General features: G+C 44.5%; 19 protein-coding genes, 1 tRNA gene and 1 pseudogene. 14 read left to right on the top strand and 7 right to left on the bottom strand.

From position 1 onward, the window contains the following. The first annotated feature begins 150 nt into the window (after positions 1-150). On the top strand, positions 151-966 hold the full coding sequence (locus HXT23_RS05480) for a fumarylacetoacetate hydrolase family protein (RefSeq protein ID WP_422112804.1): 816 nt from the start codon (positions 151-153) through the stop codon (positions 964-966). A 37-nt stretch (positions 967-1,003) separates the two neighbouring features. Here the strand turns inward: HXT23_RS05480 and HXT23_RS05475 are convergent, their stop codons facing one another. From HXT23_RS05475 to HXT23_RS05460, 4 genes are all read right to left on the bottom strand, one after another. Then, positions 1,004-1,816 carry a YggS family pyridoxal phosphate-dependent enzyme gene (locus tag HXT23_RS05475; RefSeq protein WP_422112803.1) on the bottom strand — a complete coding sequence of 271 codons (813 nt, stop codon included), beginning with the start codon at positions 1,814-1,816 and terminating at the stop codon, positions 1,004-1,006. A gap of 31 nt (positions 1,817-1,847) precedes the next feature. Beyond that, on the bottom strand, positions 1,848-2,156 hold the full coding sequence (locus HXT23_RS05470; protein WP_119529114.1) for a hypothetical protein: 309 nt from the start codon (positions 2,154-2,156) through the stop codon (positions 1,848-1,850). Positions 2,157-2,191: 35 nt separating this feature from the next. Beyond that, complete coding sequence (locus HXT23_RS05465) at positions 2,192-3,226, bottom strand: glutamyl-Q tRNA(Asp) synthetase (protein WP_422112802.1); 1,035 nt, start codon at positions 3,224-3,226, stop codon at positions 2,192-2,194. Positions 3,227-3,312: 86 nt separating this feature from the next. After that, positions 3,313-4,044 carry an MIP/aquaporin family protein gene (locus HXT23_RS05460; protein WP_016795912.1) on the bottom strand — a complete coding sequence of 244 codons (732 nt, stop codon included), beginning with the start codon at positions 4,042-4,044 and terminating at the stop codon, positions 3,313-3,315. A gap of 611 nt (positions 4,045-4,655) precedes the next feature. On the opposite strand from HXT23_RS05460, the gene HXT23_RS05455 reads away from it, so the two are divergent. Continuing rightward, positions 4,656-6,893 carry an RNA degradosome polyphosphate kinase gene (locus tag HXT23_RS05455; protein ID WP_016635630.1) on the top strand — a complete coding sequence of 746 codons (2,238 nt, stop codon included), beginning with the start codon at positions 4,656-4,658 and terminating at the stop codon, positions 6,891-6,893. Between the two features lie 260 nt (positions 6,894-7,153). Here the strand turns inward: HXT23_RS05455 and HXT23_RS05450 are convergent, their stop codons facing one another. Continuing rightward, positions 7,154-8,149, bottom strand: coding sequence for an FKBP-type peptidyl-prolyl cis-trans isomerase (locus HXT23_RS05450; RefSeq protein WP_016635632.1), 996 nt, complete (start codon positions 8,147-8,149; stop codon positions 7,154-7,156). Positions 8,150-8,399: 250 nt separating this feature from the next. On the opposite strand from HXT23_RS05450, the gene HXT23_RS05445 reads away from it, so the two are divergent. The 3 genes from HXT23_RS05445 (at position 8,400) to HXT23_RS05435 (ending at position 12,392) form a co-directional block, all read left to right on the top strand. Continuing rightward, on the top strand, positions 8,400-10,253 hold the full coding sequence (locus HXT23_RS05445; protein ID WP_422112801.1) for a hypothetical protein: 1,854 nt from the start codon (positions 8,400-8,402) through the stop codon (positions 10,251-10,253). A gap of 21 nt (positions 10,254-10,274) precedes the next feature. Then, complete coding sequence (locus HXT23_RS05440; RefSeq protein WP_016635634.1) at positions 10,275-11,294, top strand: hypothetical protein; 1,020 nt, start codon at positions 10,275-10,277, stop codon at positions 11,292-11,294. Between the two features lie 78 nt (positions 11,295-11,372). After that, positions 11,373-12,392, top strand: coding sequence for a tetratricopeptide repeat protein (locus HXT23_RS05435; RefSeq protein WP_016635635.1), 1,020 nt, complete (start codon positions 11,373-11,375; stop codon positions 12,390-12,392). A 97-nt stretch (positions 12,393-12,489) separates the two neighbouring features. On the opposite strand, the gene HXT23_RS05430 is transcribed toward HXT23_RS05435, so the two are convergent. Continuing rightward, positions 12,490-12,563: transfer RNA gene (locus HXT23_RS05430), tRNA-Met, on the bottom strand. A gap of 369 nt (positions 12,564-12,932) precedes the next feature. On the opposite strand from HXT23_RS05430, the gene atpB reads away from it, so the two are divergent. The 9 genes and pseudogenes from atpB (at position 12,933) to HXT23_RS05385 (ending at position 22,018) form a co-directional block, all read left to right on the top strand. Then, positions 12,933-13,793: a F0F1 ATP synthase subunit A gene (gene atpB / locus HXT23_RS05425; protein WP_016635636.1), complete on the top strand. Its 861-nt coding sequence runs from the start codon at positions 12,933-12,935 to the stop codon at positions 13,791-13,793. A gap of 100 nt (positions 13,794-13,893) precedes the next feature. Next, positions 13,894-14,127, top strand: a complete 234-nt coding sequence (gene atpE, locus HXT23_RS05420) for an ATP synthase F0 subunit C (protein ID WP_004105752.1) — start codon at positions 13,894-13,896, stop codon at positions 14,125-14,127. A gap of 60 nt (positions 14,128-14,187) precedes the next feature. Next, a complete protein-coding gene (locus HXT23_RS05415) occupies positions 14,188-14,730 on the top strand; it encodes a F0F1 ATP synthase subunit B (protein WP_004133623.1) in 543 nt (180 codons plus the stop codon). Positions 14,731-14,808: 78 nt separating this feature from the next. Continuing rightward, positions 14,809-15,390, top strand: coding sequence for a F0F1 ATP synthase subunit delta (locus tag HXT23_RS05410; RefSeq protein WP_004131534.1), 582 nt, complete (start codon positions 14,809-14,811; stop codon positions 15,388-15,390). A gap of 16 nt (positions 15,391-15,406) precedes the next feature. Next, on the top strand, positions 15,407-17,083 hold the full coding sequence (gene atpA, locus HXT23_RS05405; RefSeq protein ID WP_016635637.1) for a F0F1 ATP synthase subunit alpha: 1,677 nt from the start codon (positions 15,407-15,409) through the stop codon (positions 17,081-17,083). Between the two features lie 3 nt (positions 17,084-17,086). Then, positions 17,087-18,091: a F0F1 ATP synthase subunit gamma gene (locus HXT23_RS05400; protein WP_004131536.1), complete on the top strand. Its 1,005-nt coding sequence runs from the start codon at positions 17,087-17,089 to the stop codon at positions 18,089-18,091. A gap of 6 nt (positions 18,092-18,097) precedes the next feature. Further along, on the top strand, positions 18,098-19,585 hold the full coding sequence (atpD, locus tag HXT23_RS05395) for a F0F1 ATP synthase subunit beta (RefSeq protein WP_004133619.1): 1,488 nt from the start codon (positions 18,098-18,100) through the stop codon (positions 19,583-19,585). A 2-nt stretch (positions 19,586-19,587) separates the two neighbouring features. Beyond that, positions 19,588-19,902 (top strand): F0F1 ATP synthase subunit epsilon, encoded by a 315-nt coding sequence (locus HXT23_RS05390; protein WP_004131539.1) that lies wholly within the window; start codon positions 19,588-19,590, stop codon positions 19,900-19,902. A gap of 239 nt (positions 19,903-20,141) precedes the next feature. Then, positions 20,142-22,018, top strand: a pseudogene (locus HXT23_RS05385) (hypothetical protein). Between the two features lie 128 nt (positions 22,019-22,146). On the opposite strand, the gene HXT23_RS05380 reads toward HXT23_RS05385, so the two are convergent. Then, the gene (locus HXT23_RS05380) at positions 22,147-23,430 is read right to left on the bottom strand and encodes an ATP-binding protein (RefSeq protein WP_119529120.1); all 1,284 of its coding nucleotides are present in this window, start codon (positions 23,428-23,430) and stop codon (positions 22,147-22,149) included. Positions 23,431-23,586 lie beyond the last annotated feature (156 nt).

Here is a 23,586-nt window from a genome sequence, read left to right as displayed (position 1 = left end):
CTGTCAATTTCTAAAACTTGAGTCTACTACACTCAAGTTTTGTTTTCAAGATGTTTGTGGCGTTTCCTTATACAACGGTTGCTTGCGACTTTTCCTAAGTATTTTTCTAAGTATTTTCCTAAGTATTAAATATGTCGTAATCTTAAAAATATGAGAATTGCACGTTTTTCCTATAATGAAGTTCCTCAATACGCTTTCGTTCAAAAAGATGAAGCAGACGGCAAGGATTATTTAGTAGCTCTAGAAGGCCATCCACTAAGCCCTCAAGGAGTTAAACCAACAGGTAAGCGCTACGAGTTAGACGCCGACGGCGTGCGTCTGCTTGCGCCAGTGATTCCTTCAAAAGTCTACGGATTGGCAAAAAACTACGATACGCGTTCTGCCGAAGAGCGTGCATCTTCTGCTGCGGCCGCGTCACATACGGCAGCAGACATGGTGATTTTTACAAAGCCGAGCACATCTGTAATAGGACCTGACGATCCGATTGTTGTTCCTGCTTTTTCAAACGATATGAATTTTGAGCCAGAAGTGGCTGTTGTTATGGGCAAAATCGCCAAAAATGTGTCGGTAGATAAGGCAATGGACTACGTTTTTGGCTTTACATGTGTAAATGACGTAACTTTGCGTGATTGCGCAGGCAGCGACCCAATGTTTACGCGCGCAAAGGGCTTCGACACGTCTTGCCCTCTTGGTCCATGGATTACAACCGAGCTAAATTGGCGCGATTCCCATATCTCATTTACGCTTAATGGCAAAGATGTGCCACAAGCGAGCGGCACTACAGCACGATTGATTCACAGCATTCCAGAGCAAATTGCTGCGATTTCAAGCTTCTCAACACTTCTTCCAGGAGATGTTATTTTGACTGGAACGCCGTATCCAGCAGGAACTTTGCACGCTGGCGACGAAGCGATTGTGCATGTAGATGGAATTGGTTCACTTCGCAATGTGATTATGCATGCGTAATTAAAATCATCAATTTGACTTAAAACTTTGACTTAAACTACACAAATGCGCGTGGGCCAAAGATTGCCGAACCGATCCTAACCATTGTTGAGCCTTCGGCAATCGCCCACGCAAAATCGCCAGACATTCCCATTGAAAGCTCTAATTTTGCAGAGTTTCCATCATAATCTTGCGCAAGTTGCTCACTTACACAATCTCTGATTTCTCGCAATGCAGCGAAACCGCTTCTAACTATTTTTTCATCATTCACGCGCGCTCCAAGCGTCATAAATCCGCGCAAATTAAGCGATGGCAAACTAGATATAGCGAGTGCTTCGTCGATCGCGCGTTCTGGCACGCACCCCGATTTTGTAACTTCTCCCGAAACGTTCACTTCCAACATAACGTCTGTGCAAAGTCCCAAATTTTGCGCGCGCGTAGATATTTTTTGCGCAAGTTCAATGCCATCAACCGACTGAATGCCATTTGCGAGTGGCAAAACTTTGTTTATTTTATTGCTTTGCAATTGGCCGATTAAGTAGAGCGGAATTTCGCTATTTATACTGCCATTTACACCAACGCTTAAATTCTCGTGAGCAGCTTCCTTGCGTAAAATCTCGGCTTTTGCAACGATTTCTTGCGGACGATTTTCCCCAATTACGCGCACTCCAGCTTTAAGCGCCGCCATAATCTCGCCAACATCTCGCGTTTTAGTTGCAGCAAGTAGCGTAACTGACTCAGGTTTGCGCCCATAATGCGATTCGGCTTGAGCAATGGCGTCTTGCACGCTGTGCACACCGTCGGCAATTTGACGCGCGCGAACACAATCGACCTCAGTATTCGCCAAATCTTTTTGCGTCATATATGCCATTATTGCCCCAATCTAATCTTATAAAAAATAGTCACACTAATTGAGGAATTTTATCACTATATTTACGACGTGCAGCTTCTGCAGTAACTCCAAGTGCGCGACCTATCTTATTCCAAGACTGACCATTTTTGCGGCTTTTGTACACAGCGTTATTTATCTCTTTTTCAATTGCGTGACGGCGATAATTCAATCTGCTCAATTCACGAGATGGATCCCAGCGAGAATCCAAAGTCGGATCTCCTGAATCTGGTTCCGATTTTGCTTCCATTTCTTTTGAAATAATCTCGCCATATTCCGCAAGATCTTTTTGCTCTTCTTTACTCAATTCACTAAATTTCATTTCAACCCTTCCTTTTCTCAGTCTAAATACATAGTTTAGTCAAGGAAGGGCACGGATTTGTCTGCTAAGTTTGCGCGAACAGAATTCCACGGCGTTTCGTCGATTTCAAACAACGCAAGTGCATCTGCTGTGCTCATGTCTACTGGGCGAGTTTGACCAGGATTCCTGTATCCCAAAAGATACATGCAATAGCCAATCATGCGCTCGGCGCTCCAGCCAGATTCTCGAAGCGCGCCAACGTCTAGCGAGTGCTTACTTTTTGCGAGTCGCTCGCCTTGAGCGTTATCAATCAGTGGCAAATGCGCAAATTTTGGCTGCACATAATGCACGCCATGAGTCGCAAAAAATCCCGATTTTTCCAGCAGTTCGCCAATCCAAATCTGAAGCGCAGCAGAACGAAGCAAATCGCGGCCGCGCACAATATCATTTACTCCGCTTAAAACATCGTCAACAACAACAGCAAGCTGATAAGAAAAAACGCCATCCGCGCGACGAATCACCATGTCTCCCAAATCGCGATTAATGTTAAACGATTGCTCCCCAAAAATCACGTCTTCAAAACTCACATTCGCTTGCGGCGAATCAGCCGAGGGAACAGCAAGTCGTAAAGAATGTTGCTGATGATTTTGCAAACGCTTTTCGATTTGTGCCAGGCCTTCCGCAGTTTTGCGCAGATTTCTGCACGTACCTGGGTAGCGTATAAAACCGTCGCCTTCTTGCGGAGCTGCAATCGCTCGAATATCGGAACGCGAGCAAAAACATGGGTAAATCAACGAATTTCCGTCGACGTCTTGCAAAGATTCCAGAGATTCCAGAGCTTCTTGGTAGATTGCATTGCGATTATGTTGATAAATCGGCTCGCAAACCCAATCAAGACCAGCCCAACGCAAGTCGTCAATAATTTGCGCGCTTGCATCTTTTGGCATTCTAGCAATGTCCAGATCTTCCAGGCGCAAAATCATGCTTCCACCTTGCGACTTTGCGGAAAGCCAAGCCGCAAGCATAGCAACCATGTTTCCAATATGCATACGCCCAGAAGGAGTGGGTGCGAATCTACCAATTACGCTCATTTATTATGCTCTAAAATTGTGCTTATAAAATTACGCTAATAATTTATGCTAATTTACGATAAGTCTAATTTTAAGATAAATCTAATTTACGCAAATAGCGACTTAAACATAAGCACGCCCAAAATTGCGCCAGCAGTAGGAGCTACGACTGGAATCCACGCTTCGCACCAGCGAGAAGAACCCTTGTGTGGAATTGGCAAAATGGCGTGAAGCAAACGCGGCATAATGTCTCGAGCAGGATTCAAAGCAGGACCAGTCGGACCGCCCATAGAAGTCACCAATCCCCAAACAACAAAGCCAACTACGATTGATGCGCCAGCCAAATTCTTCTCTCCCCAAGGAGAAGTCAGGCAGCAAAGAGCTGCCAAAACAAGTACGAGCGTGCCAAAGAATTCGTTGAGGAAGTAGTTAAGCTTGTTATTGTAAGCATCCGTAGTGCAGAACGTGCCAAGAATTGCTTCTGGCTCCTCAGTCTCGTTGTAATGTGGCAAATAAGTTACGTACACAATAAGCTGGCCAACAAGCGCGCCCAAAAGCTGAGCAACAATATAAGGTGCAACATTTTGCCACGGGAACATGCCATTTACGGCTTGCGCAATAGTCATAGCAGGATTTATGTGTGCGCCAGAAATTCCGCCAAACATTAGCACTGGGAACATAACACCAAAACCGTAGCCCATAGCAATGTTTAGCCAACCTGCGTGATGACCTTTAGTGTTTTTAAGTTCAACATTGGCAACGGCTCCATTGCCAAAAATCATAAGAATGGCAGTGCCAATAAACTCAGCTGCCAACATTACTGTAAACGAGTGCTGCATGGTTCTTCGATCCTTCTTAATTGTTTTGCTGTTTTGCTCTTATTTAATAAATCATTTTCAAAGAAGCTAAGAAAATGAATTTTAACAATATTCTTCCAACAATTATTCTTTGATAGTTTCCCCTAAGAGCCAGACAGTGTGTATGTGCGATGGTGCGGGGAGTAGCTAACCAGCGCTCGCCAGTACTTAAAATTCCCGAGCATCAAAAGAGGCTCACCACCTTGGCGAGCCTCTTGCTTACAAAAACAATCTTGCGGATTCATCTGCACAACATCCTCGTTGCAACGGTAAAAGTCTTAAGTATCCGTCCAACGTAATTGGAATCTAACATCCATACATTTTTGTGGGTTACCGCTCTTTCAATTTGTTCTTGTGGTTATTATTATCACAACTTTTTACTCAAGAGTAAAGTGCAAAATTGCTTTTGTTAACATATTGTAATTAGTGTTCATTTGCACGCGGGAAAGTCGCAAGTTTTGCATCATTTTGTGAACATGCAATGGTTGTCATGTTCAAATGCGTTCACATATTGAAGATATCGGCGTGTCGAGCACTCGCAGCCGCCGACACTCAGTCGCGCACATCCCTTACAGCGCATACAATTACGGAGTATGGTACAAATTTTTGACGCTCCCTCAAAGGCGATTCTGCGCGGACAAATTGCAGAGCACATCGCCGAAGACGAAAAGGCAGAAAAGCGTGAAGCTCGTGAGGGCGAGCTACCGTTGCCAAAAGATCGCTTCTTTGACCGCGAGCTTAGCTGGTTAAAGTTCAATCGTCGCGTGCTTGAGCTAGCGCAAAATACTGATTTACCACTTCTTGAACGCGCTAATTTTGCAGCCATCTTTGCGTCCAACCTAGACGAGTTCTTTATGGTTCGAGTTGCAGGCTTAAAGCGCAGAATCGACTCGGGAATCGCAGTAACCGCAGCAAGTGGGCTTAGCCCGCGTCAACAATTGCGCGCAATTAGCGAGGTTACGCATCGTCGTCAAGATGAGCATGCGCATTATGTTATTGACCACATTTTGCCAGAACTTGCTAAGCAGCGCATTGTTATGCTCAGTTGGGATAAGCTTACGCAATCCGAAAAAGATAGACTTTCAGACTATTATCGCAAGCAGGTTTTCCCAGTATTAACGCCACTTGCAGTGGATCCTGCTCACCCGTTCCCATATATTTCTGGCAAGTCAATCAACTTGGCTGTTATTGTAGAAAATCCAAATTCTGGAAAGTCGCATTTTGCTCGCGTGAAGATTCCAGATAATTTGAATCGTCTTGTTCCAGTTGACGATTTAACAGACGAAGAAGGTCGCGAAGAGCGCTACGGCTTTATTACTATGGAAAAGTTGATTGCAGCACATTTGGAATCGCTTTTCCCAGGCATGATTATTAAGGAAGCACGATCTTTCCGCGTTACGCGTAACGAAGATATTGATGTTGAGGAAGACGATGCAGAAAACTTGCTCAACGCTATGGAAAAGGAGCTTTTGCGTCGTCGTTTTGGGCCGCCTATTCGTCTTGAGATTTCCGACGAAGCTAGCCCATTCTTGTCTCAGCTGCTGGCTAATCAATTGCGCGTAAGTCCAGAGGAAGTCTATCGTTTGCCTTCGCCGCTAGATATGACGGTTCTTTTTGAGTTGCAAGCGCTGGATCGCCCAGATTTGAAGTATCGTCCGTTTATTCCTACTACAAATCGCCAGATTGCAGAGGTCGAAACTAGCCACGCGCAAGATATTTTCGCTTCGATTCGCGAGCACGATATTTTGCTGCATCACCCTTACGATTCGTTCTCTACTTCTGTTCAGGCGTTCTTGGCGCAAGCGGCGGCAGATCCAAAAGTGCTTGCAATTAAGCAAACGTTGTACCGCACGTCTAGTAATTCGCCGATTATCGACGCTCTTGTAGACGCGGCTCACGCTGGCAAGCAGGTGCTTGCGCTTGTTGAGATTAAAGCGCGATTCGACGAAGACGCCAACATTGCTTGGGCACGCAAGCTTGAGCGCGCAGGCGTTCACGTTGTGTATGGCATTGTTGGATTAAAGACGCATTGCAAGCTTTCGCTTGTGGTTCGTCAAGAAGCCGAAGGATTGCGTCGATATTGCCACGTTGGTACTGGCAACTACAACCCTAAGACGGCTCGCCTTTACACAGATTTAGGCTTGCTTACTTGCGATCCTGTAGTTGGTCAAGATTTGACTCGTTTGTTTAATCAGCTTTCGGGTTACGCTCCAAAGTCAAGCTTCCATCGCTTGCTTGTGGCTCCTCGCACAGTTAGAACTGGCATTATTGAGCGAATTCGCAGGGAAGAGGCAGCGGCTCTTGCTGGTAAAGAAGCGTGGATTAAGATTAAAGTCAATTCTGTTGTTGACGAAAAGACGATTGATGCTTTGTACCGTGCGGCTCAAGCTGGCGTAAAGATTGACATTGTGGAGCGTGGAATTTGCTCGCTAAAGCCTGGCATTGAAGGCTTGAGCGAGAATATTCGCGTTCGTTCTATTCTTGGCAGGTTCCTTGAGCACAGCCGAATCTACGCGTTTGCTAATTCTTGCGGTCCGCAAATTGGCGATGGCCCTGCAAGTGGCCCAGAAGTGTGGATTGGCTCGGCCGATTTGATGCATCGCAATCTTGATAGGCGCGTTGAAACGCTGGTTCGCATAAGTGCTCCAGACCAGGTGGAAGCGTTGATTCAGTACATTGATTTTCAAATGGCGGATTCAACGGTTTCTTGGTGGATGGATGGCGACGGCACTTATACGTTGCATTCTCGCGATGCAGAGGGCAGGCCATTGGTAGATAGCCAGGAATACTTGATTCGCACGCATACGCGTAAGCCGCGCGGCGTTAATTAACTTACGATTAGCAAAAGGCCAGGGCATTTAGCTCTGGCTTTTTTGCGCTCCGAATTCGTTACATTTGTCTCGCTCGCGAGACATTTGTAACGTTTTTTGGCCTACTTTTGTTAGATTTGTCTCACTCGTGAGGAATTTGTAACATTTATAGCATTTATAACGCAAAATAGTGTATAACTTGTGCAAAAATGCCGCGCAAGATTTATTCAAGCGCGGCATAACATTAATCGCAGTTTAATCGCGAGTTAATTCGCAACTAATCACGAAGCGTAGAGAATATCTACAACAAAGTAAAGAGTTGAATTTGCAGGAATAGTTACATTTCCTTTTGCGTCCTTCTTATCTTCTTTGCCATATCCATCTTCTGGCGGAATAACCAAAAGAACCTGTGACCCAACCTTCTTTCCAGCTAAGCCTTTAGTCCATCCTGGAATAACTTGACCAGCTAGCGAGAAGTCCGCAGGTGTGCCGCGCTTCCATGATGAGTCAAATTGGTACAATTTTCCGTCTTTGTCTGTAGTCCATCCAGTGTAGTGAGCGGTTACTGTGCTTTTTTCGGTAACCACTTTGCCGTTGCCTTCAATCAAAGTTTGAGAAATCAACTTTCCATTTGGCACGTAGTTATTCTTATCTAACGACGGTGCGCCAGACTTATCGAGAGTTACCTTCGGCAGATTTTGCGGAATATCTTTAACTTTGTTGCCTGTTGCGCGATCAAGAGTTTTCATTGCAGAAACAAGAGTTAACACCATTACGTACGCGTCTTGCTTAGTTTGTGGATTTGCAGGAATGCCAAACGCAATCGTGGAATTAATCTTCCTTCCCTTAAGCAGCGTGTAGTAAGACTTGCTAGTAACGCCCTTTTTAACAACAATTGAGCAGTCTGGTTTGCCTTGCTTCCAGGTGTTCATAAGCTCTTTGCCACTTTTAGCGTTGTACACAATGCCATTAGCGCATACGCGACTATTTTCTGGGATTTTAGCGCCATTTCCTTCTTGCAAAATTGCGTAAGAATTTGGCTTAACATCTATAGGTGCTGTTAACTCAACCTTTGGCTGCTTTCCTAAAGCTCCGCTAGCCTTAACGCCACTTAAAACACTCATTCCAGCTGCATTTGCTTCGCTACTTGCTGCGCCATTGCTTGACTCGCTGTTTGCGCTACAAGATGCTAATCCAAAGCACATGGCAATTGCGCTCGCAGTGCAGATTGCTCGAGTTATAAGTGATTTAGTCAAATTTAATTTGGTTTTTGTCATAAGTTTAAGACTATAACTTGCATGTGATTTTAGTGTGATTTAACTAGCGATTTGTGTGCGATTTGGTGGAAATTTAGGCGTGATTCTAGCGTGATTTATTGTGCAAAACAGCAAACCTTATAAAAGATTAGTAAAGATTGTAGAATAGATAGCAGTAGATGCATATAACGAATTTAAAATTACGTTAATAAGTTTGTGCGCGTGCGGGGTTGAATAATTGGCGGCGTGACAAGCTTAAGAAAGAGGTTTGATGCAACGTCCTACAAAACGAGCTAGGTTTATGCGAGGAGTAGTGGCACCAATTTTTGGCCTTCTTGCTGCTCTTAGTATTGTTCTTGGTGTGCTTAACGCAACTGTTTGGAAGCCAAGCTCTATTGTTTCGGCGCATGCAAACGTGTATGGGTCTAGGTACATTGTTACGGATCCAGGCGTTTTGAATCTTGTTGACTATAGAGTAAAAATTAGCGTTGCGGCACTAAATAGTCGCAAGCCAATTTGCGTTGCAGTTGGTTTAGCTAAAGATGTTCGTGGATGGACTAAGGGTTATTCCGTTCAGCGAATAACGGGTCTTAATAATTGGAATAGTCTTTCTACAGATGTTATGCAAGCAGATGACGGTGCTCGCATAGATAGCACAAAAACAGACGATTCTAAGGTTTCTAAAGACGCTGCTAAAGACGTTGATTTTAAGGATTCCGATTTATGGACTAATGCCACTTGCCAAATGGGTTTAGCAAAGTTGTCTATAAATGCTGCCGACTTTGAGCAAGCGGGGAATGCGGCGGATTTAGCGATAAAGCAGGAGTCGCAAGAGCGCTCGCAAGAGCAAAATAATGCGCAAAGCAATGCTCAAAATGGCGCGCAATCGCAGACTTCTCGCCAAAAATTGTCGTCGGAGTTGCAATCAAAAATTGCTCGCAGGGTTCTTATAATCGATCTTGGTAAGAATTCTCCCGAAGCTTTCGTTGAATTGCGTTGGCGCAGGCATAATCTTCCTGATTTTGCTACTCCTATGTATTTTGTAGGAGCGTTGTTTATTTTGCTATGTGGTCTTTCGGCTTCTGTGTTTGCAATGGCTCCGCATCGCAGGCGAAACAAGCGACTTGTTGCAAGTAGAACGGGCTTGATTAGTGTTGAAAACAATAGTCAAGAAGAAGTTAAGTTCTCGGAGGCTTTGGCTGGAACAATAGCTGGCATTTTTGGTAGCCACAAAGACAAAAAGTCTAAGCACAAAGTGGGTTCTGGAGCGCATGCGCGCCATGGAGTTCACGCAAGAACGCGTACCGCAAAGTCTAAATCTGCTGTAGATTCTTCTATAAGTGTAAAGTCTGGTCTAAATTCTTCTAAGACTGCCGCTTTAGACGAAACAACTGTTATTTCTAAAGATGACTTGCAAGCTTATTTTGCAAGGCTTGCTAGTGAGTCGAGTTCTGATTTTAAGGGTGATTTTGCTGCTGGGAATAAAGAGTCGGAAACTTTCGATTTGTCTAGCGCGAATCAGTCGGAGCAATCGGAGGATTTGCGTGAAGCTGCTGAATCTGCGGAATCTTCGGAATCTAGTAAATTTAGGAATTCGGGAATCGCAGGGAAGCCTGGAAAATCACAAAAATCACAAAAATCAGAAAGCGCATCTAAATCGGAATCTGGATTTGCAAAAAAGCGCTACAAGAAGGAATCGTATAAAGATCGCAACGATCGCAATAATCGCAAAGAAAATTCTGCTGGAGGCTCCAAGAAAGCCAATCGCGGTGAGCGTAAAAATCGAGATGGCAGAATGGATGCGGAGTATTATAAAGACGACGATGGGCGTAAGAGCGATAATCGCATTGGCGAAAATCTTGGCAAATCGTCGGAGGCTTTCGATTCTACTAGTGCAAAGCCTGGTGACGCAAAGCCTGGTGAAGCAAGGCGAAAGTCGCGCAACCAGTTTAACCAGCGTGACTACAGAAGCCAAAATCGTGGCAAAAATCGCAAGTATAAAGGCTCAGAGAATCGCACGAGTGGCTCTGCAAGTGGCGGAAATGTCAACGGCAACAAGGCCAGTAATAATGCTAATCATGATGCAAATGGCTCCTCAAAAACTTCAAAAAACCGCAAAAAATAACGTATTTTGGAAAGTGTGACTATGTTTTATGCTCATAAAATCAAGCACTATGCGCGTTTTGCGTGTGCTTCGGTAGTTGCTTCTGCAATGTGCTTTACACTTTGCGCTTGCGAAGGTCAAGTTCCTAAAGCTGCAGAAGGCTCTAGCGTTAAAGAGCTTCCAGATGTAACGCCAATCAAAGAAAAAGATATACGTTTAAGAGTTTTGCGCTCTTTAGAAAAAGCTAACGAAGAGAAAAACGCAAGTAATCTTGCAGAATACATGAGCGGACCTTCGGCTATTGTGCGCGCAAGCGAGCTGGCGATTGCTGCAAAAATGGGCAAGCTAGATGCAAAAACCACTATTCCGCGTGAAGTTGCTCAAACAATTGTTCCAACAAACGCAAGTTGGCCGCGCGATTTAATGACAATTACCACAACAACAAAAGACCAGCAGTCTAAACGATTGTTGGTGATTCGCCAAGATAGTGCGCGCTCAAACTACAAGCTTTGGGCTGTTGCAAGGCTTTTCCCTGGCGTGCATTTGCCAAAATTCCCAGTTCCTTCAATCGGAGCTTCTATGGGTAAAGCTAATGATTCGGGACTTGTTATGTCTCCACACGCGGCTGCTGCAGCGTATGCGGATGTTTTGCAAAGAGGAGAATCGAGCAAGTTTGCAAAGTATTTTGCTAATGATTACTTGCGATCAAAATTAAGCGAGCTTTCTAAAACAGTTCAAGCTGGAATGGAGCGAAATAAGGGATCTCAAGAACAAGTTTTTACTCCTGTAACAAACCAGATTAGCGTTATGCGCGCAAGTGATGGGAGTGATTTGGTTATTGCTCGCATTGATTCAGTTTGGACTAGAAAAGCGGGAGAAGGCCGCGAATCTAGGCCAGCTTCCGACGAAGAAAAAGCGTTATTTGGGGATTCTAAGGCCACTTCTACAATGCGCGTAACTTATGTGAACGTTATTGCGATGGTTGTGCCTCCTGCTGGCTCGGACGCAAAGATTATTCCAGTTGGAGCAGAACGTCAGCCTATAAAGGTAGAAGCGTTGTAGAAGCGCCTTAGGCTTGTTGTAAGGCCGTTTTAAGCACTTTAGACACTTTGTAGAAGACATACAAGCAAAAGAGGAAATATGGTTGATTCACAATCTATGGGCATGAACCCAGGCGGATTTTCGCTTGCTGGTGCAGTAGACCTAGAAGGCGTAAAGCGCAAGGCGGAGGCTCTTGCAAAGCGCGAAGCTGCCGAAAAATCTGGCAAACCGCAGTCTAAAATGCCGCTTGCAGGCGGATATGTGATTGATGTTAACGATCAAACTTTCCAAGCAATGGTTCAAACTTCCGTAAGTTTTCCAATTATTTTGCTTGTTTGGCAAAAAAGTGACGAAACTTCTTACGACTTAGCGCAAAAACTTGCGGATTCCGTTAGCGCCTTAGATGGCAGAATGCAGCTTGCGCGAATTGACGCGGATGAAAGCCCATCGATTGCTCAAGCTTTGCGCGCGCAGCAGCTTCCAGCTGTATATGGATTGGTTGGTGGCAGGCCAATGCCTATTTGCCAAGGATTGCCTAGCGAAGATGAGTTGAATCAGATTTGTAGTGCCATTTTGCTGCAATTAGTTAAGGTTGCAGAAAAGTCTGGTGTTGCTGGAACGGCTCCTTATGTTGATTCGGCAGATTCTGGCGTAGACGATAATGCGGCGGATTCTGGCGATTCTGCGGATTCTGGCGATTCATCCAGCATTCCTCCTGAACACAAAATTGCGCACGATGCAGCTATGAATGGAGATTATGCTCTTGCTGCGCGCGAGTATGAAAAAGTATTGCAAGATAACCCGAATGATTCTTTGGCGTCTCGTGAGCGTGCAAAGGCTTTGCTTCTTAGCAGAAATACGAATACAAACGTGGAGGCTGTGCGCAAGGCTGCTGGCGATAATCCTGGCGATGTTTCCGCTCAGCTTGCTGTAGCAGATGTAGATATGATTGACGGCCACATTGACGATGCTTTTGGCAGGCTTCTTGATTTTCTTGCTTCTCACAAAGATTGCGCAGAGGTGGTTAAAGACCGCATGCTTGAGTATTTTGCAATGCTTCCAGCTGGCGATGAGCGCTTGAATCGCGCTCGACGCCGCCTAGCGATTCTTCTCTATTGATATATCAGATATACCACGCTAAAGACTGCGCCAACTAAAAAGATTAAAAGAAAAGCCAAGAACGCATTCGTGAGAAATATGCGATTCTTGGCTTAAGTAGCGGGGCATGGATTTGAACCATGGACCTCTGGGTTATGAGCCCAGCGAGCTACCGAGCTGCTCCACCCCGCGTCGGCTGCTTTTAGCAGCTCTATCTACGATAGGGGCAAATCTGGATTTGTCAAGTCTTCGGCGTGTTTCTCGCGTAATTTTATCGCGCAAGTAGTTTAATTCTAAACAAATGTGTAGTATAATAAACAAGTGACTAAAGCGAGTTATTAAGAATTTGCATAATTTCTACAATCGCAACACTCGTTAATAATCAGCAATATAACTCAAATGTACAAACTAAGAGTAGAATCAGCTTTTTAGAGATATATTTTCGTTTCGCACATATGTCAACGAATGAATTTACAGGATTTACGGTTTTACAAACTAGCTTGTGAATAACTTTATACTTAACGCAACTGTATTGTAAAAGAGTCCTACAAGGAGGCACGAATGAGTGGAGCTATCGAAGTTTTAGCGAAAGCTGCGCATATAAATGTTGCGGCGTTGCTAGCTTCAGCAAAGCCAGAGATGCCAAGCATTAATGACTTTTTGCCGCCAGAGATTTTATTCCAAGGCACACCTTTTGCCATGAATCGAATTGTTATGGTGCGTCTTATTATGGCCGTAATCGTTATGATTATTTTTGGCATTGGTGCAGCTCGTGCAAAAGTGGTTCCAGGAAGATTCCAAAGCGTGCTAGAAATCCTAATGGACTTTGTGCGATTCAACATTGTGTACGAAATGATTGGCGAAGAGCGCGGAAAGCGTTATGTGCCAATGATGACAACTCTTTTTATAACAATATTCTTCTTTAATCTTTGCTCAGTTATTCCAGGCTTAAACATGGCTGCAACAGCAACTATTACAGGGCCATTAGTGTTTGCTCTTTGGGTTGTATGCCAATACTTAATCACTGGAATTAGAGAAAAAGGATTCCTAACGTTCTTCCGCGAATCCTTGTTCCCAGCTGGCGTGCCATGGCCGATTTACTTTATTCTTACGCCATTGCAGCTGCTGGAATTGTTGATTGTGCGACCACTTTCGCTTACAATCCGTTTGTTTGCGAATATGATTGCTGGCCATTTGCTGGTGGCCACTTGCCTAGTATTCACCAACTTCTTTGTGGTGGATTCCAGCAATAAACTCCTTGCCTTAGGCGGTGCATTATGGCTGCTTGGTGGCATTCTGTTTACAGTATTCGAAGTAATAGTTGCAGGCTTACAGGCATTTATTTTTACCGTTCTTGCATCTGTGTATATTTCGGAAAGTTACCCCGAGAAAGAAGAAAAATCTGCTGTTGCTATTGCATAAATAGTTAAATCTAGTTAAATCTAGTTAAAATAAACAGATAAATCAGGTTTAATAATCTTAGGGTTTATAACTGGTTACTGTTCCTAAAGAAAGGAAACCAATGAATAGTATCATCGCTCTCGCAGGATTGACGGGCAACCTTAGCATTCTCGGCTTTGCCGTTGCTACTCTTTCCCCTGCTATCGGAATGGCAATGGTTGTATCCAAGGCTATGGAATCCACTGCACGCCAGCCAGAAGTCGGCAACCGTATTCAGTTGTTCATGTTTATTGGCTTGGCATTCATCGAGGTTCTGGGCTTGCTCGGATTCGTTGCCTACATTATGGGAAGCTGAACCGAACGAAACAACTCGTTCCAACGCATACAAGTGTTGAAAGAATAGAAAGGACAAGCCATGGCATATGCAGCCGAAACTAATAAACTGGCGTTGTTCTTGCCGGAGCCTTACGACGTTATATGGTCGCTGGTTATTTTAGTTGTTCTTGCAGCGTTTTTCTACAAGTTCGTTATGCCTAAATTCCAGGCAATTCTTGATGAGCGTGCAGAGAAAATCGAAGGCGGAATGGCCAAAGCAGCAAACGTGCAGCGTGAAGCTGATGAGTTAAAGAGCCAGATGGAAGAAGAACTCTCTAATGCTCAAGCAGATGCCGCAAAGACTCGCGAACAGGCTCGCGCACAAGCTTCCAAGATTGTTGATGAAGCAAGACAGCGTGCAGAAAAAGATGCTGCGAAGATTATTAGTGAAGCTCAGCATTCCATTGAAGCTCAGCATAAGCACGCCATGACTAGCCTCCAAGGAGAAGTCTCGGTACTCGCTGCGGCATTAGCAGGCAAAATTCTTGCGTCTAAGCTAGACGACGATACCGTAGGCTCTAAAATCATTGATCATGTGATTGATGAAGTAGGAGACGTTAAGGATTCGGCGCAAAACAAATAGTTAAAGCAAGCTTTCACTAAGTTTTATGTCTTAGTGTTGCTAATTGTTACTTAGTTTTGCATAAATGAGGAGGTACGGATGCCAGAAAAGGCATCGCGAGTAAGCGAAAACTTATCGCGTTCTTCGCTTGCGCAAGCCATTTCAGACGCTCATGATGAAGCTCAACGCATATCTGATGAGCTTTCAACAATGATGGATACGATCGAAAAGTATCCAGAGCTTTCTGATGCCATTACCGATCCAAATAGGTCTTCGGAAGATAAGTCTCGCTTAATCGACGAGCTTATTGGAGGTAAGGCGCATCCCGTTGTTTTGCGCATTATGCACTACCTTGTAGGAACTTGGCATGGTGGCGCAGAAAGTGGCAAGACGGGCAGCTTTGGCGGCGCATGGTCTGGTTTTGAGCGCGAAGCAGGCGAAACTTTGGTTACTGTTACAACCGCTCAGCCTCTTACGGATAAGCAAATCAAGCGTTTGATTGAGATTTACAGCAATAAGTTGGGTCATCGTGCGTACATAAACCCAATCGTAGATCCAAACGTGCTTGGTGGAATGCGTATACGTATTGGCGATCAAGTAACAGACCGCACAATGTTAATGCAGCTTAAGCAGCTGCAGCGTTCTGCGCGCAATGGCGCTTGGACACAGGCAGTGAAGTAATAAATTAAGGAGAATTATGGCGGAACTATCTATTGATCCCGCCCTTATACGCAAGGCACTTGACGGGTTTGTTGACTCGTACAAGCCAGCAGACATGCCAACACAAGAAGTTGGCTATGTTGTTACGGCTGGTGACGGCATTGCGCACGTAGCTGGATTGACTGGCTGCATGGCAAACGAGCTGCTCACCTTTGAGAACGACACACTGGGCCTAGCGTTTAACCTTGATGCTCACGAAATCGGCGTGGTTATTCTAGGCGATTTTACGGGCATTGAAGAAGGGCAGGAAGTTTACCGCACTGGCGAAGTGTTATCTGTGCCAGTGGGAGACGCCTATCTTGGTCGTACAGTAGACCCATTGGGTAATCCAATTGATGGTCTTGGTGCGATTGAGTGCAAGGAGCGTCGTATTCTTGAAGCCCAGGCTCCAGACGTGATTCATCGTCACCCTGTGGACGAGCCTTTGTCTACTGGCTTAAAGGCTATTGACGCAATGACGCCAATCGGTCGCGGTCAGCGTCAGCTGATTATTGGCGATCGTCAAACTGGTAAAACCGCAATCGCAATCGATACGATTATTAACCAGCGCACAAACTGGGAAAGTGGAGATCCAAAGAAGCAAGTTCGTTGCATTTACGTAGCAATCGGACAAAAGGGTTCAACAATCGCATCTGTACGTCAAAGCCTCGAAGAAGCAGGCGCTATGAAGTACACAACAATCGTTGCAAGCCCAGCTTCGGATTCTGCAGGTTTTAAGTACATTGCTCCATACACTGGTTCTGCAATTGGACAGCATTGGATGTACAACGGCAAGCATGTTTTGATTGTTTTCGACGACTTGTCTAAGCAAGCAGAAGCATATCGTTCGATTTCTTTGCTTCTTCGTCGCCCACCTGGGCGTGAAGCTTACCCAGGCGACGTGTTCTACCTTCACTCTCGTCTGCTAGAAAGATGCGCAAAGCTTTCCGACGATATGGGCGGCGGCTCAATGACTGGCTTGCCAATTATTGAGACCAAGGCAAACGATGTTTCTGCATACATTCCAACCAACGTGATTTCTATCACCGATGGCCAGATCTTCTTGCAGTCCGATTTGTTCAACGCAGGTCAGCGCCCAGCAGTCGACGTTGGTATTTCCGTGTCTCGTGTTGGTGGCGCAGCTCAGGCCAAGGCTTTGAAGAAGGTCTCTGGCATGCTTAAGATTTCGCTGGCTCGTTACAAGTCTTTGGAATCCTTTGCAATGTTTGCTTCCGATTTGGATGCAGCTTCCAAGGCTCAGCTCACTCGTGGCGCTCGCTTAACCGAGTTGCTTAAGCAGAAGCAGTTCTCTCCTCGTTCCATGGAGCAAGAGGTTGTTTCCGTGTGGGCTGGTACTCATGGAAAGTTAGACGACATTCCTGTAAAAGACGTGCTTCGCTTTGAGCGCGAAATGTTGGATTATCTCGATAAGGGAACCGACATTTTGCAAGTGATTCGTGATACCGAGGACTTTACAAAAGAGACAGAAGCAAAGCTTGATGCAGCAATCGAAGATTTCCGTAAGTCGTTTAAGACTTCTGCAGGAAAGCCTTTGATTGTTAAGGATTCTTTGCCTCCTGCCGAGAATCCTGCTCCTGTTGAGAAGGAAAAGCTTGTTGCAAAGCCAAAGTCGGATGGTCGCGATTCAAGCAATAACGAGTCTGAGGGGAAGTAGCGTATGTCTTCCCAACTTGCATTGAAATCGAGAATTATTTCCACACAGTCTTTGGGTAAAATCTTTAAGGCTCAGGAAATGATTGCGTCTTCGCATATTGCAAAAGCGCGAGATATTGCGCTTAACGCTAAGCCATACAGCGACGCAATTTTCGATGCCGTGCAGGCGTTGGTAGCTCATCACGAAGCAAACATTAAGCATCCAATCTTTGGAAAAGAGCGTGCAGGCAATCGCGTAGCCGTTCTGGCGTTGACTTCCGACCGCGGAATGGCGGGCGCGTTTACGTCTTCGATTATTCGAGAAACCGAGGCACTGCTTACAAAGCTAGACGCCGAAGGAAAGCACGCAGAGTTGTATGTGTATGGTCGCCGAGGTGCAACCTATTACAAGTATCGTAATCGCGACGTTGCAGGCACTTGGGAAGGGTCTACGGATCATCCTGATGTAACAATCGCAGAGCGAATCTCTGATACTTTAATGGACGCGTACATGACTCCCGAAGAAGATGGCGGTGTTAGCGAGCTTTACATTGTGTTCACTGAGTTTATAAACATGGTGAGGCAAAAGGTTCGTACGCTACGCATGCTTCCAGTTGAGCTGGTTCCGTTAAAAGACGGCGAAGAGTTTGCTATGCATAGGCCTGACTATGAGGCGGCTTCTGGCCCTTCGGCTTCGCTTTCGTCTACGGGTGCGGTTTCGGCGCGTGAAGAAGCTGTTAGTCGCAGCAATCCAGATGCTGTGGAATATTGCTTTGAGCCTAGCCCAGACGAGGTTTTGGATGCAGTTTTGCCAAAGTATATTCAGTCGCGTATTCACGAATGCTTGCTTACATCTGCAGCTTCCGAAACAGCTAGTAGGCAAAATGCTATGCACACGGCTACAGACAACGCCCGCAATTTGGTGGATGATTTAACGAGAAAGCTTAATGCTTCTCGCCAGGCTTCCATTACACAAGAACTTACCGAGATTATCGGCAGCGCTGATGCGCTGAATAATGAGGAGGAATAGGAGCGTATGGCTGAAAATCAGACCACAGCACCTCCAGAAGATGCAAAGGAAAGCGACCCAACGGCTGGCCGCGTAACCCGCGTTCAGGGTTCCGTGATTGACGTTGAGTTCCCAGTTGGCTATCTTCCAGATATTTACAATGCTCTCAAGGTTGATATCAACACCGTTGGAAACACGGAAGGAGATACCGTCCACGAGATTACATTGGAAGTTGAGCAGCACCTTGGTGATTCAACTGTGCGAGCAGTGGCGCTTAAGCCTACGGACGGTTTGGTTCGTGGTGCTTTAGTGCGAGATACTGGTGGCCCAATTTCTGTGCCTGTTGGAGATGTTACAAAAGGTCACGTTTTTGACGTTACTGGCAATATCTTAAACGCTAAGCCAGGTGAAAACATTGAGGTGACTGAGCGCTGGCCAATCCATCGCAACCCACCTGCTTTCGATCAGCTTGAGTCTAAGACTCAAATGTTTGAAACAGGCATTAAGGTTATCGATTTGCTTACGCCTTATGTGCAAGGCGGAAAGATTGGTCTGTTCGGCGGCGCAGGCGTTGGTAAAACCGTGTTGATTCAGGAGATGATTCAGCGCGTTGCTCAGAATCACGGTGGTGTGTCTGTGTTTGCTGGCGTTGGCGAACGTACTCGTGAGGGTAACGATTTGATTGGCGAAATGGCAGAGGCTGGCGTTTTGGAGAAAACGGCGCTTGTCTTTGGTCAGATGGATGAGCCTCCTGGGACTCGTCTTCGCGTGCCTCTTACCGCTTTGACTATGGCTGAGTACTTCCGCGATGTGCAGAATCAGGATGTGTTGCTGTTTATTGATAACATATTCCGCTTTACTCAGGCTGGTTCTGAGGTTTCCACTTTGCTTGGTCGTATGCCTTCTGCAGTTGGTTATCAGCCAAACTTGGCAGACGAGATGGGTGCGTTGCAGGAGCGTATTACTTCTACGCGCGGCCATTCTATTACGTCGCTTCAGGCTATTTACGTGCCTGCAGATGATTACACCGATCCTGCGCCTGCAACAACATTTACGCACTTGGATGCAACTACCGAGCTTTCGCGTGACATTGCAGCTAAGGGTATTTACCCAGCTGTGGATCCTTTGGCTTCTACTTCTAGAATTTTGGATCCGCGTTATGTTGGCCAGGCTCACTACGATTGCGCTAACCGCGTGAAGGCTATTTTGCAGCGTAATAAGGAGCTTCAAGACATCATCGCTTTGATTGGTATTGATGAGCTTGGTGAGGAAGATAAGACCACTGTGAGCCGCGCTCGTAAGATTGAGCAGTTCCTTGGTCAGAACTTCTACGTGGCCGAAAAGTTTACTGGCCGCCCAGGTTCTTATGTTCCAGCAGACGAGACGATTGAAGCGTTTACGCGCATTTGCGATGGCGTTTATGACGAGATTCCTGAGCAGGCGTTCTCTGGCATTGGTGGCATTGACGATCTTGAGCGTCGTTGGCACGATATGCAGCAAGAGTTTGGTGCGTGATTATGGCAGAAAAGCAAGTGAAAACGCTGCACGTTAGTGTGGTTGCAGCCAGGCATCCTGTTTGGGAAGGCGATGCTAAGTTTGTTGTTATTCCTTCTGTGAATGGCACAATGGGTGTTCTTCCTGGGCATGAGGCTGTGCTTGCGTTGATTGATCACGGATTTGTAAAGGTTGACGATTTGCAAGGCGTTCGTCACGTTTTTAAGGTGACTGACGGCTTTTATTCCGTTGACAACGATCACATTACTATTGCTGTTGAGCATAGTTGCAATGTTGATAAAGACGGCAACGTTTTGCCTAACGCAAAAGTGATTTAAGACTAACTCTTACGGTTTTATAAGGCCTAAGTTTCATATATTGCAGGAGTTTGCGATTATTTATCGCGACTCCTGCTTTTGTTTTATCTGGTCTGAAAAGGTTATAACAATACATTAGGGGGTAGGGTATCTGTATACTTTGTAATGATTCAGTTTAAGCCTAAATTGAATCACTTATTGTGCTGTTTTAGCAAATAGGCTCTTCGCACGATGATTCGTGATGAGAGGAAAGGAAAAGTATGTTAAGTAAAAAAGCGATTGCCGCATTTGCGGCGGTAGCGACTTTTGTTTCGGGAATTGCGTTTTCAATGCCAGCGTTGGCTAGTAGTGCGACTCCAGTTCCAGTGAATAGCGGTGGAAAATCTGCTAAACTCTCTCCTCTAGAGACACTTAAAAACGCGTGAACGATTCTGGTCTTTTTAAAAGTGAAATTGATGAGATTTTAGATTATGTAAACAAAAACGAGTCGAAGGTTACAGGTCGTCGTGACGATAGTGAGAACAATGCTGTTGTTAAATACGTAAACGACAAGATTGTTGAGTATCGTGCTAGGCATCTCGACGTTATTGGTTTGCATGATCTTGCTAATAAGATGCGTAAAGCTAACGACTTTAAGTCAGCGAATGGGATTTTTTACGGTAGTAAAGATGATCGCGATAAGGCTCAAAGCGCATACGTTAATGGCAAAGCTGCTTTAGTTAAAAAAGCTGAAGATGAGGGTCTTACTTTAGTTGCTAACAAGATTAAAGAGTCTAATTACAATTCTTTAGCCTCTTTAGAGGATTCGCTTAACGAAGCAGAAAAGTATGCTAAGGAAGACTTAGTTAAGCAAGCAAAAGCTAAAGGTTTCAACTTTACTGCTACGCTTATGAGCAAAGCTGCGACTTTTAGTGGCGCTCGTGCTTTATTTAACGAAGCTCAAAAAACAATTACAGATAGTGCAATTAAAGGCATTGTAGACCTAGGGACATCAGAGGAAGATTTTCTTAAGGCTTTAAAAGCAAGTGGTAAAAGTGCTACGCCTTCCCAGATTGAATTCTTTAGAAAAGAATTGCAAAAGCGTCGCGATGGCCAAGAAAAATCTTATACTAATGCCGTTGAATTAGCTCAGCTAGTTAACACGGGAATGTTTACTGCTACTAGCAATGAAAAAGCTGCTGTTGCAAAGTTCCTTGGAGTTGTAAATAGTTTTGGCAATAAGACTTTCGATAAGTTGACTACTGCTGAAGCAAATCAAGCTGGTGCTGCTGCTGTAAACTTTAGTAATACACTTTCTGCAAATCTTAAGAACGCTATTAAAAACTACAAAGATGAAAAGGAAAAATTAGCTAAGCAAGCGGAGGATCAAGGCTTCCACTTTATAGCTAATTTGATTCGCAAATCTAAGAAGTCTAGATTGCTTTATTTGGAGAATCTTCTTGCAGAAGCTAAGAAGAGCAAGAATAGTGAGCGTGAAAAGAATCCAGGAGCTTCTGGTGATGTTATCCCAGATAAGTCTGAAGAAAAGCCTGCAGATAAGCCTGCAGAAAAAGCTCCATCTGCTCCATCTGTTTCCGATTCCAATGCTACTCAAGATTCTTCTGCAAAGACTGAGTCTTCTGAGAAGACAGCTCAAGCTAAAGCCGTAGTTCCTTCGGCTCCTGCTAGCGTTGATCAGCTTAAGCCAGAATTAAAAGGTACGCTAAAGGTTGGCTCCAACAACATTGCTGTTGCAGGTTCTGCAAACAAGGTTTCTGTGAACGTTAACAACAAGGCGTTCCTTGATCGCTTGCATCGCGAGGGTTCTGCAAAGGCTTATGCGTTTATGTATTCTACTCCTAAGCTTTTGCGTAGCGTGGATGGTAGTGATTACGTGACTGTTAAGCTTGGTGCTGATGGTGTTCCTTATTTTGATGCGCAATTCCCTGCTGGCTATTCTGGTAAGCATACGGTTGTGCTCGTGGATGAGCAGGGCAATCAGCTTGCTTGGACGGATATTACTGTTGCAAACAATGCCACTAGCCAGGGTGATGTTAAGAGTGTGTTGCCTGTTACTGGTGCTGCTGGCGTTTTAGTGGCTTTTGCTGCTTTGATGTTTGCGGCTTCTGGTGCTGTGTTGCGTAAGGTGCGTATTTAAGTTCTGCTTGATGCGCTGTGTTTTAGGGCTTTCGTTTGTGTTCGCTTGCGTTCACACTCGAAGGCCCTTTTGTATTCTGCTTATGTGTTTTTCGATTGTATTCTGCTTACTGCGTTCTAGAATTTGACTTAGTTTGCGTTAAGTAGCCATTGTGCTATGTCTATTACGCGTATTCCTTCAATGTCGTAGGAATCATGGCGAGTGTTTGCAAGCAGGATTTTAGTGTAAGAGTCTTTTATTGCTTTTAGTGGCGAAAGTTCGCGCTCCAACGTTGCATTGTCACTAATGTTGTCTGAAACTTGAATATAAAACTTTTCGCTCGCTTTTATTGCCACAAAATCTACTTCTTTTTGGTAAAGTTTACCAACATAAATCGCGTATCCTCTTCGCATAAGCTCAAGTGCCACAATATTCTCGTACGCTCTACCGTAATCCATGTTGCGTGTTCCTAGAATTGCGTAGCGTAGCGCGGTGTCTGCTAAATAGTATTTTTCGTTTGTTTCTAAATATTTTTTACCGCGAATATCGTAACGTTTTACTTTATAAAACATGAATGCATTGCATAAATATTTTAGATAATTGCCAACTGTTATGTGCGTTGTTTCAATATGATTCTTCTTAAGTATTGAGCTTACATTGTTTGCGGTTGTAAGATTTGCAATATTATCCATTAAAAATTCGCATATTGAGTCAAGAAGTGACACTTCCGATATTGCGTATTTGTCTACTAAATCGCGTTTAACAAGAGTTGTATACACGTTTTTTATGTACGCTTGCGCATCGTCTTGGTTAGCGTAAACGTATGATCCTGCAAGTCCGCCGTGTTGTAAATACTTTTGCAATGCATTGTTAAAGTTGTTTTTTACTTCAAAGTATTCGCAATATTCTGCAAAACTAAACGGGAAGACTGGTATTTCAATGAATCTTCCACTAAACAGTGTTGCAAGGTCCGAGCTAAGTAAGAATGCGTTAGATCCCGTTAAGTAAATATCGTATTTATTACTATTGTGAAGGCTGTTAATCGCAAGCTCAAATTTTGGGCATAATTGCACTTCGTCAATCATAAGAACGTTGTACGCTTCGGGTATGTAACGGCTTTCAACGTATGCAAAAAGGCTTTTGTAATTTTTTAGATTTTCGTAATTTAGGTTATTGAAGTCAATGCTGATTATGTTAAGTTCTTGATTGTTTGAGTTGTTTTGCTGTTGTAGCTTGTTTGGCTGCTGTGCGTGTTTGGCTGATGCGTAAAGTTGGCTATTTTGATTGCTATAAGTGTTTTCTAAATATTTGCTATAAGCTCGCAACAACTCCGATTTTCCACTGCGTCGAATTCCAGTAATGATTTTTATATCTGGAGTGCCTTTAAGTCGCTTTAGGTGATTTAAGTAATCTGTTCTCTCAATGAGTTTCATTGCAATCACCTTTTGTATTCAAAATCGTAGTATTTTTCACTTTTGAAAGCAAACACGTATCTCTACTTTCAAAACTTTAATTTTATTTTACTTTTGAAAGTATTATATCATTTTCACTTTCAAAATTGTAATATTTTTTAAGTTTTGAAAGTGAAC

The organism is Gardnerella sp. DNF00257, assembly GCF_049262745.1.
In the GTDB taxonomy this organism is placed as follows: domain Bacteria; phylum Actinomycetota; class Actinomycetes; order Actinomycetales; family Bifidobacteriaceae; genus Bifidobacterium; species Bifidobacterium piotii.
The sequence above is the reverse complement of the archived record's forward strand: the minus strand, read 5'-3'. Positions and strand labels throughout refer to the sequence as shown.